Source organism: Haloprofundus salilacus (genome assembly GCF_020150815.1).
Lineage (GTDB): Archaea > Halobacteriota > Halobacteria > Halobacteriales > Haloferacaceae > Haloprofundus > Haloprofundus salilacus.
The window spans coordinates 2925403-2939861 of record NZ_CP083723.1; the positions used below are offsets into that span (position 1 = coordinate 2925403).

General features: G+C 56.0%; 13 protein-coding genes, 1 tRNA gene and 1 pseudogene. 9 read left to right on the forward strand and 6 right to left on the reverse strand.

Going from position 1 to position 14459, the window contains the following annotated elements:
- Positions 1 to 201 precede the first annotated feature (201 nt).
- Positions 202 to 483, reverse strand: coding sequence for a PadR family transcriptional regulator (locus LAQ58_RS15140; protein ID WP_224448272.1), 282 nt, complete (start codon positions 481 to 483; stop codon positions 202 to 204).
- 1693 nt (positions 484 to 2176) lie between these two features.
- Here LAQ58_RS15140 and LAQ58_RS15145 point away from each other — a divergent pair.
- Positions 2177 to 2249: transfer RNA gene (locus LAQ58_RS15145), tRNA-Gln, on the forward strand.
- 322 nt (positions 2250 to 2571) lie between these two features.
- Positions 2572 to 2937, forward strand: coding sequence for an ester cyclase (locus tag LAQ58_RS15150; protein WP_224448273.1), 366 nt, complete (start codon positions 2572 to 2574; stop codon positions 2935 to 2937).
- A 175-nt stretch (positions 2938 to 3112) separates the two neighbouring features.
- Here LAQ58_RS15150 and LAQ58_RS15155 read toward each other — a convergent pair whose 3' ends face one another.
- The 3 genes from LAQ58_RS15155 to LAQ58_RS15165 all read right to left on the reverse strand — a co-directional run bounded on the left by LAQ58_RS15155 (position 3113) and on the right by LAQ58_RS15165 (position 4652).
- Positions 3113 to 3412: a HalOD1 output domain-containing protein gene (locus LAQ58_RS15155; protein ID WP_224448274.1), complete on the reverse strand. Its 300-nt coding sequence runs from the start codon at positions 3410 to 3412 to the stop codon at positions 3113 to 3115.
- A gap of 65 nt (positions 3413 to 3477) precedes the next feature.
- On the reverse strand, positions 3478 to 4269 hold the full coding sequence (locus LAQ58_RS15160) for a TrmB family transcriptional regulator (RefSeq protein WP_224448275.1): 792 nt from the start codon (positions 4267 to 4269) through the stop codon (positions 3478 to 3480).
- 50 nt (positions 4270 to 4319) lie between these two features.
- The gene (locus LAQ58_RS15165) at positions 4320 to 4652 is read right to left on the reverse strand and encodes a DUF7344 domain-containing protein (RefSeq protein WP_224448276.1); all 333 of its coding nucleotides are present in this window, start codon (positions 4650 to 4652) and stop codon (positions 4320 to 4322) included.
- A gap of 407 nt (positions 4653 to 5059) precedes the next feature.
- On the opposite strand from LAQ58_RS15165, the gene LAQ58_RS19145 reads away from it, so the two are divergent.
- Both LAQ58_RS19145 and LAQ58_RS15170 read left to right on the forward strand, forming a co-directional pair.
- A complete protein-coding gene (locus tag LAQ58_RS19145) occupies positions 5060 to 5266 on the forward strand; it encodes a hypothetical protein (protein ID WP_425490668.1) in 207 nt (68 codons plus the stop codon).
- Positions 5263 to 6330, forward strand: a complete 1068-nt coding sequence (locus LAQ58_RS15170; RefSeq protein ID WP_224448277.1) for an NAD(P)/FAD-dependent oxidoreductase — start codon at positions 5263 to 5265, stop codon at positions 6328 to 6330. The genes LAQ58_RS19145 and LAQ58_RS15170 overlap by 4 nt, the downstream gene beginning before the upstream one ends.
- 254 nt (positions 6331 to 6584) lie before the next feature.
- Here LAQ58_RS15170 and LAQ58_RS15175 read toward each other — a convergent pair whose 3' ends face one another.
- Positions 6585 to 7979, reverse strand: a complete 1395-nt coding sequence (locus tag LAQ58_RS15175; protein WP_224448278.1) for a hypothetical protein — start codon at positions 7977 to 7979, stop codon at positions 6585 to 6587.
- A gap of 406 nt (positions 7980 to 8385) precedes the next feature.
- Here LAQ58_RS15175 and LAQ58_RS15180 point away from each other — a divergent pair, with 406 nt between their 5' ends.
- The 4 genes from LAQ58_RS15180 (at position 8386) to LAQ58_RS15195 (ending at position 12377) form a co-directional block, all read left to right on the forward strand.
- Positions 8386 to 9642, forward strand: a complete 1257-nt coding sequence (locus LAQ58_RS15180) for an RNA-guided endonuclease InsQ/TnpB family protein (RefSeq protein WP_224448279.1) — start codon at positions 8386 to 8388, stop codon at positions 9640 to 9642.
- Positions 9643 to 10152: 510 nt separating this feature from the next.
- Positions 10153 to 10812 carry a helix-turn-helix domain-containing protein gene (locus LAQ58_RS15185; protein WP_224448280.1) on the forward strand — a complete coding sequence of 220 codons (660 nt, stop codon included), beginning with the start codon at positions 10153 to 10155 and terminating at the stop codon, positions 10810 to 10812.
- Between the two features lie 120 nt (positions 10813 to 10932).
- A complete protein-coding gene (locus tag LAQ58_RS15190; protein WP_224448281.1) occupies positions 10933 to 11217 on the forward strand; it encodes a DUF7344 domain-containing protein in 285 nt (94 codons plus the stop codon).
- A gap of 362 nt (positions 11218 to 11579) precedes the next feature.
- Entirely contained in the window at positions 11580 to 12377 is a 798-nt protein-coding gene (locus LAQ58_RS15195; protein ID WP_224448282.1) for an alpha/beta fold hydrolase, read from the forward strand.
- Positions 12378 to 12537: 160 nt separating this feature from the next.
- Here LAQ58_RS15195 and tnpA read toward each other — a convergent pair.
- Positions 12538 to 12985: pseudogene (tnpA, locus tag LAQ58_RS15200) on the reverse strand (IS200/IS605 family transposase).
- Between the two features lie 43 nt (positions 12986 to 13028).
- Here tnpA and LAQ58_RS15205 point away from each other — a divergent pair.
- The gene (locus LAQ58_RS15205; protein WP_224448283.1) at positions 13029 to 14345 is read left to right on the forward strand and encodes an RNA-guided endonuclease TnpB family protein; all 1317 of its coding nucleotides are present in this window, start codon (positions 13029 to 13031) and stop codon (positions 14343 to 14345) included.
- Positions 14346 to 14459: the final 114 nt, after the last annotated feature.

Sequence of the window (14459 nt, forward strand, 5' to 3'; positions counted from 1 at the left end):
AAGTCTGGGACCGTGATGCCGACTAGGGGTCACCACCTCCCTTCACGGGTTAGAGGCCGAATCCACGATCAAGTCCCATTCTCAACGAGCGCATCAGCGCGGTAAGCTGGGGCAGTTGACTAGAAGGCGTATCGGTTGCAGTCCGTATTGGCGGGAACACTATTGACTCGTCGTGGCCTCCAAACGGTTGCTTCGCTTAACTCATGCTGGAAGAGCCATATACTCGTCTTCCCACGATCTCCGCTGATGAATAGCCTCTTTTCCTTTTTCGGTGATTGCGTAGTAGTTCGTTCGGCGGTCGATTGGTCCTTTCTTGACGTATCCCTTGTTCACGAGTGTATCCAGATTTGGGTACAATCGTCCGTGATTGATTTCGCCATCGACATACTGTTCGAGTTCACCCTTGACGTCTTGACCTGATGGTTGGTCGAACCCAGAAATCACGTACAGGAGGTCACGTTGGAACCCGCTTAAGTCGTACACATGTCATTACCAACGAGAATGTAGATAATCGTTATCATTGTCTCGAACTTTGTCATTTAACGTGACGAGAACAACACTTCCTCTGTGACTTTACGGTGCATCAGCCGAACATCACTGTGATGCTCTTTCACCCAACCGACAGTTCATCTATAACCACAGCTAATTCGAGGCGCTGAGCGCTTCTAGGAGGTAGATTGTGTATGCTGTTTTTCCCCGACCAGCAAACCCCGTGATACCCGGTGGTCAACGGATAAGTGAGCGAGAACGTGCGCGAGGAAACGACTCTCGAACCCGGGACAACAGAGCTAAACAAATTCCCAAGAAGAGGTTACTCACGGCGTCTGTGGCCTCATCTGACCGTTTGAACGTCTCTGTCAGCCGACCGTTACCTCCTCTTCTCCGTCGATTCCGCTGACTGCAGTCTCCTAACTCCATCAACTGCGATACCGATCGTAATTCGGCTGAGTTTTTCCCTCCAAGAGACCCCACCTGCACAGAGATCCTCGGTAGTTACACCCGGTCGTGTGACGTCTCGTTTCAACTGCCTGTGAACAACCCCACCTAGCCCTCGCATCCGGATAGCCACCGTCTAGACCATCACCGTCTCGTTCCCACGACTCTCTCCCGACCGGCGCCCAGTTTATCTGCCCCCACAGGGTGCGGGACACTCACTGACGGTCGTCCCGCGTGATCGAATGAAGACGGACCAGAATTCGAATCCGAACCCTGAGACGACGGTATCGACCACTACTGAGAACTCGCACTCGACTACCCGAAGTGAGCACCCGAGCGAAGTGAATACTGCCGAGAAAACAAACACTACGACCGAAAACGCCTGCTGCTCTGCGCTCCGTACTGCGGCAAGACAACTCGGATACTCTCCCTCCAAAGCCGACTACGAATCCCTCGGCCTCACACCCGCCTCAGCGACTATCATCCGCACTCTCGGCGGCTGGAACGCCGCCAAGCAACAAGCCAGACTAAAGACGAATCCCTCGACCGGCTCCAGTGTTGCTCTCCCGCCGAATACCTCGACATCGACGACTCCATTCGCGCTAACTGGGCGAACCTCTCCGGCGACCAACGCTGGCACTACCGCAACTGTGAACAGAACACTACCCGCACACTCCGCCGTCGTGACTGTATCCGCGCTTGGGTCCAGGAGTACAAAGCCGCCTCCAGCGGCTGTGCGCGCTGTTCTGAAAATCATCCAGACTGTCTCAAATTTCACCATCTCGACCCGATACGAAAGAGAAATCCATCAGCAAAATGATCACCTACGGCTACGGAAAGGCCCGCCTCCGCGAAGAAATCGAAAAATGCGAACTCCTCTGTGCGAACTGCCATCGGAAACTCCACCACCGTAACCGAAGTAGCAGCTGGAAACGAGGCCGAAGTGGGAACGAACGAACGGGTGAAAGTGAGAGCGAATCACTCGACGAGGGTGAGTCCGAAAGCGCTACTGGACACGTAAACCAACCTGGAACTCGAAGTTTGACTCCCACCCACGCTTCCGCTGACGACGACTAACTCACTACCTCTCGTCTGAGCTGACTTTCCAAGCACCGTTGGCCCGTGTGTGTCTGTCTCTACACCCCATTACGTGACTTCGCAACACTCATATGCATCAGCGCGCAACGGAGAGATGCTGACTGAGTCACCGACCAACGCGTCGAGTTGACGAATGTCCAAAAGTCCCATGGGGTAGTGGCCAATCCTGAAGCCTTCTGGGGGCTTCGACCGCGGTTCGAATCCGTGTGGGACTATTTTCCTTACTTTCGCAACCTCGAGATGAGTCTATTTTAGCTCTCTCGAAAACACGACTTCTCTGGCATAGACGCGTGCGTCAACGCTCAGTACCTGCGTTGGAGACCGAGACTGTCTGGGTTAGAACGAGGAGGCTCTGTTGAAGCCCTCTGAAGCGGACAAGAATCGCGTGCTGACTACAGAGGATGCATTCAGCGCACGATGCGTGTCATCTCTGTGTGCGTCGAAATGCCACGGGTTACGCTCTCGAAAGGGCACCGACTTCTATCGGTAGTCGTCATTTCAGTGGTGCCACTGGGGCGTATTTGTTTGTTGGTAATCATGACTACTCAAGACGAGAACAAGGAGATCGTGCACCGGTATTACAAAGACGTTGTGGAGGGCGGCAGGACGGAACTGCTCTCGGACCTGATCGCCGATGATGTCCTCAACCACGATCCGTTATCCGACGAGTCGCTCACACACGAGGAAGCGCGAGGATTCGAAGGATTCCGCCACCACGTTGAGGTGTTCCAGGAGGCCTTCCCTGACAGAACATTCCGTATCGAGGACCAGATAGTCACTGTGGGACGCGAGGATGTATCGGACGTCACGCCGGGCGAGTTGCCAACGCAGCCAGCGAGACCGGCGGCTGCGAGGGTCGTGAGATATGCGCGTCTGGAGGCCATTACACCAGACTTTAGTTAGTGTTGTAAATGCTTTCTGCGCGTTAGATCGTAGTATAACTCCCGATCGCTGTCCGGAGCGCGTGCTGGATACAGAGGGTGTATTCATCAAGGAGACTCTGTTTATTTCGACACCCGGAGCCGAACTAATAGTTAGGTAGGAGTGCGAACTGACCGCGAGGAGATCGTTAGCGACCTCACTGGTGACTAATCGTCAACTCCTCACCGTCAATCCGCACCCGATAATCGTCGATCGAGAACGACAGGTTGACGCGTTCTTCGCCAGCGACAAGCGTGTCTAGCGCTTCGGGATCGACGTGGTTGTACAGTGTGGTACCGAAAACATCGGAGAGTTCCACCGGATCGACCTCTTCGACTGTTCCGAGGGCAGTGAGCGTAGCCATACTCGCCGCTGTAGCTGACCAATCGTATTTTCGGCAGAATAATGGATCGCGTGCCTCGGCAGATTGACCCGCACCATCTTGTTCTGCGACCATACTCTTCGCACGGGATCGGGAAACAAGAGTGTAGTGTGATTAATTGAGTAAACAACAGGATGGCCTTACAACGGCTGGTTCCCGTTGAGTCGCCAGGTGAAAATCGCCCGCAGGACGACGACGAGACTGTTTCGGTCGCCAGCACCCCAGATCGCCGTCTCCTCGATCTCTTCGGTAGTGGAGACATCGTCTACGAGCGCGCTCACGAGCGCCGTCTCTTCGTCCGTGATCAGCAGGCTTCCAGCGGGCGTCTCCTCCCACTCCCAGAGGGTCTCGAATAGTTCGGTTTCCGGCACCGTTTCCTGGATACGTTCCTGGACTTCTTCGGAAATCCCCGCCAAGTAGATCTCGACACCGCGCTCTGCAGCAGCCTGAAGCCTGTCGAGTTGTTCGTCGGTAAGCAATTCGTCGATAGTCATGTAGATGATCTGCTCGTCAGCGTCGGCGATGAACTCCTCAACGCGGGATGACACCGCCTCCCGTCCAGTGACCGTCCAGACGCCGAACTGTTCGCGTTGTGGCTGGGCGGGGCCGATCTCCTCCAGACACTCCGCGAGTTCGGTAATCGTGTTCTCGCGTTTGGTGTTGAGCATTCGGATGATCGTCTCCTCGGAGATTACGGTGAACTTTCGCGGTGTCGTGTGCTGGATGTCGACGAATCCCAACTCGTGGAGTCGCTCTGCCGATTCGTACACGCGAGTCCGGGGGACGCCGTTGATTCGTGTGATGTCCTGTGCGGTTCCCGTCCCGAGTCGTACGAGATTGATGAGCGTTTGAGATTCGTACTTAGAGAGCCCAAGATCTTGCAATCGGTCGAGCGCCTCGGCTACAGCCTGCTCCTCCTCGAAACTCACCATGGTAACAATTGACTCGGGGTGGGTAAAAAGGCACCCACGATTTCGAGCTTCTATTCTAGCTCTTCGGTGACGAATCGGAGCACCCTCTCGACGCGCTCGTTCGAGTTATATCGAATCATCTTCGTATGCGGGTTGTACTCGATCAAATTAACATCCTCCAGTTTCGGGAGATGGATGTGTTGTACGTCGATGAGAAGGGAGTCAGCGTGAGTTGCAGTGGTCTTCGGAGGAGGGTTCTCGGGAGAGATGTGATCGACGAGGGCATTAATTGTAACCATGGTCTCCTCAGTGTCGATCAACTGGGAGAGGATTGACCGCCGACACGGATCTGCCACTACCCGTAATGCTGTTTCGGTCGAGACTGTTTGGATTTCTTGGGTCATTGACGGGATTCATGGCAAAAATGGAGGGCTCGTGGATTAACCCCCTCGTTTACTCGAAATATCACATTCGCACTGACGCGGGGTCGAGTAGTGACATCGGAACAAACGGGTGATACACGCTTACCCTGTACCGAGCGACTTGATTAGCCCACATTGAGGCCGGGTCGGTGACCGATGCGCGCGTTGTATTCAGCACGACCGCTGGATTTGTAGATTTGTGAACGTACCGCCGAGAAGTCTAGCAAATATGGATAACAGTGATAGAACCATGCTAAAAAGGTGTGTGACAATGCTTAACACACCGCGCCGCTACTAGGGAAGCTAATATGACATTAGCGACGGTTCGGAGATATCATCCCATTCGAAACCCTCCCACGGAGGGGGAGGCGGTCGTGATAGGGGGAAGTATGGCCGGTCTCCTCACAGCCCGGGTCCTTGCGGACAGGTATCGAGAGGTAACCGTAATCGAGCGGGATCCAACCCCGGTCGAACCGCTCGCTCGCCGGGGCGTTCCCAGGACCGACACGTTCATCTGCTGCTCGAGGCGGGGCGTGCAACCCTCGAGGATCTCTTTCCCGGATTCGGTGAAGCGCTCGCCAGGAGAGGCGGGGTGATACTCGACGGCTCGCGCGACGTGATGCACCATCAAGAGGGCAATTTCCTCGCCAACGGAACCCGACAGTTCCCGTTGTATTTTGCCACCCGACCACTCTTCGAACAAGTAGTTCGACGACGCGTTGCCGACCTCGACGCCGTCACGTTTCGATCGCGGTGTCAGTGGACCGATTACATCGTCGATGAATCCGCAACGACCGTGATGGGAGTCGCTGTCACTGCAGCGGAAGGTCACTCGGAGGAACTGGGTGCTGATCTGGTCGTCGATGCGACCGGTCGGACGTCTAGGACACCGACGTGGCTGCGGGCGCACGACTATGACCCGCCGAAAACCGACGAAGTCCGCGTCGATATGGCCTACAGTACGGCGCACATCGAACGGCCCGTCAACGACCGGCAAATGATCCTGGCGGCCCCATCGCCCGAACTCAGCCGTGGCGGTTCGACATTTCCGGTTGAAGACGGTGGACGGCTCGTGACCTTGTTCGGCCTGCACGGCAATCATCCGCCGACGGACGAGGAAGGACTGATCGAGTTCGCAGCGGACCTTCCCGTCCCGCATTTCGAACGGCTTCTCGACACGCGGACGTGGCTATCCGAGGATATCGCACACTACCCGTTCCCGACCAGTATCCGCCGGCGCTACGAGGATCTAAAGCGGTTTCCGGAGGGTCTGCTCGTCGTGGGTGATGCACTCGCCAGTTTCAATCCAATCTACGGACAGGGGATGTCGGTGGCGGCCTTGGAGGCGTTGGTGCTGCATCACGCGCTCGCGGACGGGAGCTGCGAGGATCTTGCCCGACGCTTTTTCGATAGGACCAAAGACATCATCGACGTCGCCTGGACGTTGTCCGTCGGCGGGGACTTCACATTCCCGCAAACCGAGGGCCCGAAGCCTCGCGGTACCGATCTGACCAACAGGTACATCTCCCACCTGTTGCGTGGGGCCCACGACGACCGCGTACTCCGAGAAGTGTTCGTCAAAGTGCTCATGATGGAACAGCCCCCGACGACACTATTCTCCCCTCGCATCCTGTGGCGCGTCCTCAACCCGAAGATATGAGCGGAGCTACATTCGCGCCTTGTATTCAGTAACTGCTGAGCGTTCTGCCTGAATGCTATCATCACACTCGTAGGTTTCGTGTATCTAAACGGCTTCCCCGTTGATTACCGAGGGGATATCGGTGTACCACGTTCCAGCAGCATCCTCGTCGACATCAATGACCGGGTTGTGGAGCATATGGTGGGAGAATCTCATCTTCTCCCGCTGTTCATAGGTAACAGCTCCGTGTAATCGTCCCTGATTATAAGAGGCGATCAAGACAGGGATTCCTCTTTGTGCCACCGCTGCATGTGCTCGGCGTGGGTTTCGAGATACGCACCGGTTTTGAAATGCGCGTCGTAGTAGTCCGTGTCAATATGGTGTGCCTGGACACAACCGGGTAGCACCATCGTCGGCACTGTCCCCGGGAACTTCCCGTATTTGTCGTAGACGTACTGGGCGATCTCCCCGAGGCACTCGACCGTCTCTTCGTCGTACGGCTCGATCGAGCGCTTCACAGCATCGCTGTCCTTCCACGGACCGGATGTCGATGGGTCGTAGGTGCCACCCGGACCGAACTTCCGTTCGACGAGTTCGTCGACCGCCGCGTGCATGTCCGGGTAGTACGGCGGACAGAGTCCCTCAAACCGGTCGTCGAGGCCCACTGGGTTTGGTGCAGTCCAGTCCTCATTGTCGACGAATCGGAACCCAAGCCCGTCGAGATCGTCGCGCATCGGAGCGCCAAACAGGCTCAGCTCGTTGATCCCGGCGAAGTACAACCCGCCTAGTCCCATCGCCTGCATGGTAAGTACCATGTTGTGTGCCATGAAGGCTAACTCAGCACAGTTCTGTTCCCAGGTGGCGCGTTCGAGGAAGGACAGCGGAAACGCCTTATCGGCGTCCAACAACCCTGACTCGATGTACGGCTCGAGGTCGCCGGCCTGATTACCGAGGCCATCATCCATGATCACGTAGCCGTTCTCGACGAACAGACAGAGGAGCGCCAGCATCTCTTCGCTGGCGTCACCGACGGGCATGAACAGCGTTGACCCCGGCGTGTTTGTCCACCAGTGGTTCGGTTCGAGGATGTGGCCGGACTCGGCGGGGATGTCCACTCGCTCGTCGGCGAGTTTCTCAGTGTGCGCTCTGGCCACTGCCATAATGCGTTCGACGTCGTCTTCGAGGTCCATTGCCTCGCGGAGCCGGTTCGGTTCGACGTTTCGAGTGTTCGTCAGGTACGTGCCGTCGTCGTCCGTATAAAACAGGACCGGGGTGCCAATCCCAGCCGCCGTCGGTGCTGTTCGACCGGTCAACCGGACCGAGAAGTCGGTGTGCTCGTCCGGCCGATGCGGGCCGAACGGAATCCCGTAGTGCCACCCGCTCACCCCGGTCCCAGCGGTGACGAGGACCGATTGCTCGAGGTCGGATAATGGAAGGGGGTCAGCGTCAGATTCGAATGCCAGCGGCCCCGAGAGGATTGACAAACCAAGACCGAACCGGCGAGATCGTCGCCCGAAAATGGCCTGAAACAGTGGATACTCGAGCAGTTCGGTAAGGGGTTGTGTGGTGTTAGGCATGGTGACTCCTCGATGTGTTAATAACACCTCGATTGTGATGAGAAATCCTGAAGGTCTATCGACGTTCTGTCTGCCATGGGCTGGTTGACCCACAGTCTACCACGTGAACCAGTCACATAACGTCACCTCGTGAACCATCTGCAGGAGTTGAACAGGATGCACTATTTAACCAAGGAACTAGTGTGCTAGCGTCGGTCCGCTAGTGAACGATATGCGCGCTGTATTCAGCACGCCCGCAGAAATCTATCACTGATTGAGGGTTTCAACAGAGCTCACGTTGTTTGAGTTGTAGGTCCGAGTAGATCGTGACGGGTGGAGGATGCACCGGCTTGATCCGGAGTCGGGAGGGTTCGAGACCGACTATGGGACTTCAACTGATGCGGTAGCGCGGAGTCCCCTTCCTCAAGCGCGAGCGAAGCGAGCGGTAGGGAGGGGAGGAGCGCGTTCGTATAGGTCACAAACACCAGCCTATAAGTAGCAACACACCTACATTGAAACTGTGGCAGACGACTACGTGCGTCGAACGGCAATCACTCGTCTCGAAGTCACTGACGAGCAACGCGATCCCCTCAAAGAGACAATCTCCGAGTGGAAGCGTGGTTGCCAACTCGCCACGGACATGGCGTGGGGCAAGTGCAACGCCAAGAGCGACGTACAGCCCCTCGCCTACGACGACGTGCGCGAACACACCGACCTCGGCAGTCAGCACGCGATTCTCGCCACCCACCAAGCCGCACAAGCCATCACCGGCTGTCTCGAACGCCGCTCGAAAGGCAAGAAGGTGAGCAAGCCCACCTTCACCGCACCCACGGTGAAGTACGACACCCGGACCATGACGCTGTTCGATGACGATACGGTGTCGCTCTCCACAACGGAGAGTCGCGTCCGGTGTCCACTCGCCCTGCCCGACGCCAACAATGGCTACCAACGGCAGTACCTCGACTCAGACACGTGGAGCGTCACTGAAAGTACGCTCACCGCCCGTGACGGCGACTACTTCTTACATATCGGCTTCCGCAGACACAAGAACGATGCTGAGAGGAACACCGCCGAGGACGGAACGGTCCTCGGGGTTGACCTCGGTATCGAAAACCTTGCCGTCACAAGTACCGCTTACTTCTTCAGCGGGCGGGAGTTAACCCACACCCTTCGCGAGTTTGAGAAGGTACGCGCCGGACTCCAACAGACCGGGACACGAAATGCCCACCGAACGCTCAAACAGTCGAGTGGCCGCGAACTTCGCTACGTCCGCGATGTGCTTCACCGGGCGTCGAACGCCATCGTCGCGGAAGCACTCTGCTACGACTGTGACGTGATTGCGTTCGAGGACCTAACCCACATCCGCGACCGAACCGGCGCATCGTGGGGGCACAAGTGGGCGTTCCGAACGCTCTACGAACAGGTGGAGTACAAGGGCGAAGCGGAAGGCATTTCGGTGAAACAGGCCGGTTCGGCGTACACGTCGAAGCGGTGTGCCGAGTGTGGATTCACGGCGAATGAGAATCGTCCGACTCGCAACGATTTCCAGTGTGTGAAGTGCGGGTCGGAAGCGAACGCGGATTACAACGCGGCGAAGAATATCGGTATGCGGTATGTCCGTCGGGGCCAACAGTCGTCTCGGCGGACGGGCAACAGTCAGCTTGCCCTGAAGTCTGGAACGGTGACGCCGAGCGGCGGATTTACCGCCCACCCGGATGGGTTCGAGGCCGAGTTCATGGACAAGCCCCACCCTCGACGAGCGAACCCCTCAGGGTGAGCGAAGTAGGGTGGGGTCGTTGACCAGCTACAGATGAGCATACTCCCAAAAGTGGCAAATAAGGACACATTTAACCAGATTTATATCAAACAGATGGCTCTCCACGCATAGGGGATTTATCAACCTCCCTAAGAGAAGACGTAGGTTCTGACACACCACTGCGCTCCCTCTCAGGTCTGACACACCACCTTTTGAGGTGCTTACCAGCGAGCGATTGCTGGCGGGCGTCACTCGCCACTACTGAGTAGTCGCTTTTCGAGTATTAGTGATATGGCTAACTGTTTAGGGACTATGAGACACGTTAGAAGTGTACATTCTCGTTTATGAATAAAGTGGTCTCGACGCGTTCGACGATAGTCGATTCTCTGGGTTATACTGAACTGTGGCTCTGTTGAAGCCCTCAATCGATGACAGATGAGAGGAGCTGTTTAGCAAAAGGATTGTCTGCAAGCGAGACTGATACCCTCCGGCAGTACACCTACCACCGTAGGTGCCATAGGGAAACCCAGTATGAGTGTCATTGTTGAGTTCACCGTCGCTGACGAGGAATTCATCCTCGGTCAGGTGCTTTCTGATCCGCCCGGTATGCACATCGAACTCGAACGGATCGTCCCGACCGGCTCGTCGGTCATCCCGTTCCTCTGGGTGCGGGGGGAAAACTACCAGGCGTTCGAAGATCGGGTCCAGGGGAGCGAGCGCGTCGCCGAACTCGTCGTTCTCGACCAGTTGGACGACGAGGTGCTGTACCGCGTTGAGTGGACAGACGAACCACACAGTCTATTGGAGGGTATCAATCAAACTGGAGGCGTAATCCTTGAAGCGAATGGCAACAGAGGGTGGGAGTTCCGGCTCCGGTTCCCGAACCATGACGCCCTCTCACAATTTTACAATTTCTGTACCGAGCACGACATAACCATCCATATCGACCGAAGCTATACCCTCACCGAGCGAAGCGATATCGGACACCAGTTCGGCCTTTCGCAGCAACAACGGGAAGCACTCGTTCTGGGGCTTCGGCGTGGGTACTTCGATACACCGAGCCAAGTCTCGCTGAACGAACTGGCCGAGGAACTCGGGATTTCTCAACAGGCCATTTCGAGCCGGATTCGTCGGGGGTCGAAGCAAGTGTTATCCGAAGCCTTGCTCACCTCAGCGGTGGAATCGGACTGATGATTCACGAGAGGATTTAAAAGAGTGGTTTGGACAACAAACGGCCTTACTCGGAGTGGTCTGATACCATTTAGTGACGCGATGACCACCTCACCAAACGAGGCGAACGGAGAACTAACAATGATAGACCGATTGTACTCCGTGTTAGCGAACGAGGATCGTCGGGCGGTGCTCGACTACTTCGACGGCACTCCCGGGGAGACGGCGTCGCTTGAGGACCTCGCGGACTACCTCGTTGACCGTCGTGATGGAGAGGACGCTCGGTCGCATGAGCGTACCCTGGTACGACTCCACCACGTCGACTTACCGAAGCTGGCGGCTGCCGGCATCATCGATTACGACGCTCGGACCCACACAATCAGCTACCGTGGGCATCCCAGAGTGGAAAAGATCGAAGAGCTATAGGGGGGTGTCACCGAGACGGTCCAAAGAGAGGTATGAAGCTAGTCATGTGTCTGGCCTGTGGTGAATTCATACAGTCGAGGAACCAAGACGGCGAGTTAGTCTCTCTTCAAGACTAATGCCCGCAATGCAATGGGGTGGAGTTCAAGACATCATTTCGGATACAGAAATCCGAGCTGAAGATTAGGCTACCCGTTTTTGAGCAGAATGTCACGCAGAATTGCTCGTTGCCCTGTGTGAGATAACCGCTATCTATTCGGCATGGTTGCTGAAACCTACTCAGATATTGTCAGAACCTGCGTGCTGGATATAGAGCGTATGTTCACCAAGAACAGCTATCCAAACGCCCGTTGTATCCCAATGGTATGCCAGTCATCCAGTGTAACGGGGCAAATCTCTATTACGAGGAGTATGGCGAGGGCGACCCGATCGTCTTGCTCCACGGCGTGTTGCACGGGCTCCGGTTCTTCGAACCACAGTTGGCCGGCCTGTCGGACGACTATCGGGTGATCGCGTTCGATTTCAGAGGACACGGCCGGTCGGAGAAAACCGAAACGGGACACACGGTTCCGCAGTACGCCCAAGATCTCCACGCCTTCCTCGACCAGCGTGATCTTAAGGACGTCGTCCTCGTCGGCTGGTCGATGGGCGCGTTCGTCTCGTGGGACTACGTGAATCAGTTTGGTACCGACAGGATTCGTGGATTGGTCGATATCGATATCGAAGCTACCAGGTTCCAGTGGGAGGATTACGACTACGGCCTCGCTCGCCTGGAGGACGTGCAGCGCCTCGTCGAACTCGCCCAGTCCGACCAACCTGGCCTCATTGAACACTTCACGCAGCAGGTCTTCGCCGACCCCACAGCCGAGACGAAAACCCTCCAGTACGACGAGATTTCCCGGACGCCACCCCCGATCCAAAGCACGATTCTGTTCGATACCCATACCCGGGATTACCGATCCGTCCTCCCCGAGATCGACGTCCCCATGCTGGTTTGCGCGGGCACTGCAGAGACACGAGGAAGCGTTGACGCTGTCCGTTACGTCGCGGACCTCGTGCCCGAGGCGAGGGTCGAACTGTTCGAGGTGAGCGGCCACGGTCCACAGTTCGAGGAACCCAAGCAGTTCAACCGGGTGGTCAGCCACTTTGCCGGTTCTCTTTGAACAATACGCGCGTTGTATTCAGCACAGTCGCTGAAACCTACTCAGATACTGTCAGCAGATACCTGCTGAAGAGAGAGGATGTCTTCAGCACTCTACTTCTAAAAAATACAGCGAGAGTTCCACGGGTCACCTGACCCGTGGGTGAATCGCGTGCGCTCTCCTAATGTTCAGTCTCCTCAATGTACCGACGAACCACATCTTCGGAAACCGCGCCAGTTGTCCCGACGTAGTATCCGTCCTTCCACAGACCGCTTCCCCAAAAGTACCGCTGTTTGATTTCCGGGTGACGCTTCAGAATCTTTCGACCCGAGTATCCCTTGAATTGCTTCGCGATCTCGGCAGGACTCCATTTCGGGTCGGACTCCACAAACAAGTGAACGTGGTCGTTAGCAATCTCCATCGACACAATTTCGTGGCCGAACCGCTCGGCAGTCCCTCGGAACAACTCCGAAAGTTCGTCTCGAACTAACTTCAACATCCCGTGTCGATACTAAGCGGAGCGAAGCTCCGCGAGGTACGCAAAGCTTCGCTTTGCTTGACTTGGGACACCACACGAAATGATATTTACACAAACTAATCGAATGTGCACGACTCCGGTGTTCTCCCATCATAATCTCTATTTTTATTATCACTTGATTTGATAGTCAAGGTATGGGTATCGAAGAAGTCACAAAGACCGCACGCACCCGACTCTGTATAGAGTCTGGTGAGCGGTCGTGGCTCAAAGATGCCCGTTACACCGCACGAGACATCTCCAACGATACACTCCGTCTCAAACAGCAAGGCTACAACCGGACCGAGATTCAGAAGGAAGTTGACCGGGATGGATTCCTTCGGAACAACAAGTGTGCGGTCGTCGGGAAAGCCCTACAAGCGTGGGACTCCTACAAAGAACTCCTCAACTGGTGGCACAACCAAGACGACACCAACGTCGGGAAACCGTCGCCACCAGCCACAGACAAGAAAGGAACCTACCCACTCGTTATGGCTCACACCGAAGGCTATCGCCTCACCTACGACGACGAGGCCGACCGTATTCGGTTCCGTGTGAGTCCGAAGCCGTACAAGAAGGTGAAAGGACACCTTCGAGGGCGACCGGACGACCTCTCGTTGATTGAGAAAGCCTTGACGGGGGACGAATGGTCGTTGGGGCAGGCCGAACTTCTGTACCGCGATGGCGTGTACTACCTACACGTCACGGTCAAAACCGAGGTTGAAGTACCTGAACCTGAAGACGCTGACACACTCATCGGTGTCGATATTAACGAGCGCAACATCGCTCTCACCGCTCTTACTCGTGAGACGATGGACACGCTCGGAACCCTCTTGCTTGACTACGGCTCGGTGAAAGCCGAACGCCAACGCTACCACACCATCACGAAACGCTGTCAAGAACACGGCCAACACTCTATCCACCACCAACTCGGTGAAAAAGAAGAACGCTACACCGAGTGGATTCTTCACCGAATGTCCCGAGTCGTGGTTGAGTTCGCACAACAGTTCTCGAACCCGGTTATCGTGTTCGAGGACTTGAGCGGGATTCGAGACGCCATCAAGTACGGCACGTACATGAACCGTCGTCTGCACAAACTACCGTTCCACAAGTTCGAACAACAGGTTCGCTACAAAGCAACGTGGAACCAGATTCCGTGTGAGGCAGTTGAGTCGCCGTACAACTCGAAGTCGTGTTCGTGCTGTGGTCATCGAGGCCACCGTCAGGGGCGACGGTTCCGGTGTACGAATGATTCGTGTGCGGTTGAGCAAGACCATGCTGACCGGAACGCGAGCGTGAATGTGGCGTGGCGAGCGTTGGCTAAACACGCTGGCATTGATATTGAATCAGTTAATTACCGGACTCACAAAACCCAACCACAGGTTCGGTTGGTGCGTCTGTCCGGGTCGGGGCGCTCTGTAAACCGCCCATCCTCATCCCGCGAAATCGCTTCGCGTGGAGTGCTTACGACGTAAGCTGAGGGAACTAGAAAAGCCACGGGTCACCCGACCCGTGGTCGTTTACTAGCGATTGAGGAGGTTCCTTCGAGCGTACTGAATGAAGTGCGGTATTTTACACTAATGCTGTGC

Coding starts and splice junctions, on each gene's coding strand:
- LAQ58_RS15150 (WP_224448273.1), top strand. CDS start 2,572: ATGACTACTCAAGACGAGAACAAGGAGATCGTGCACCGGTATTACAAA.
- LAQ58_RS15155 (WP_224448274.1), bottom strand. CDS start 3,412: ATGGTCGCAGAACAAGATGGTGCGGGTCAATCTGCCGAGGCACGCGAT.
- LAQ58_RS15160 (WP_224448275.1), bottom strand. CDS start 4,269: ATGGTGAGTTTCGAGGAGGAGCAGGCTGTAGCCGAGGCGCTCGACCGA.
- LAQ58_RS15165 (WP_224448276.1), bottom strand. CDS start 4,652: ATGACCCAAGAAATCCAAACAGTCTCGACCGAAACAGCATTACGGGTA.
- LAQ58_RS19145 (WP_425490668.1), top strand. CDS start 5,060: ATGGCCGGTCTCCTCACAGCCCGGGTCCTTGCGGACAGGTATCGAGAG.
- LAQ58_RS15185 (WP_224448280.1), top strand. CDS start 10,153: ATGAGTGTCATTGTTGAGTTCACCGTCGCTGACGAGGAATTCATCCTC.
- LAQ58_RS15190 (WP_224448281.1), top strand. CDS start 10,933: ATGATAGACCGATTGTACTCCGTGTTAGCGAACGAGGATCGTCGGGCG.
- LAQ58_RS15195 (WP_224448282.1), top strand. CDS start 11,580: ATGCCAGTCATCCAGTGTAACGGGGCAAATCTCTATTACGAGGAGTAT.
- LAQ58_RS15205 (WP_224448283.1), top strand. CDS start 13,029: ATGGGTATCGAAGAAGTCACAAAGACCGCACGCACCCGACTCTGTATA.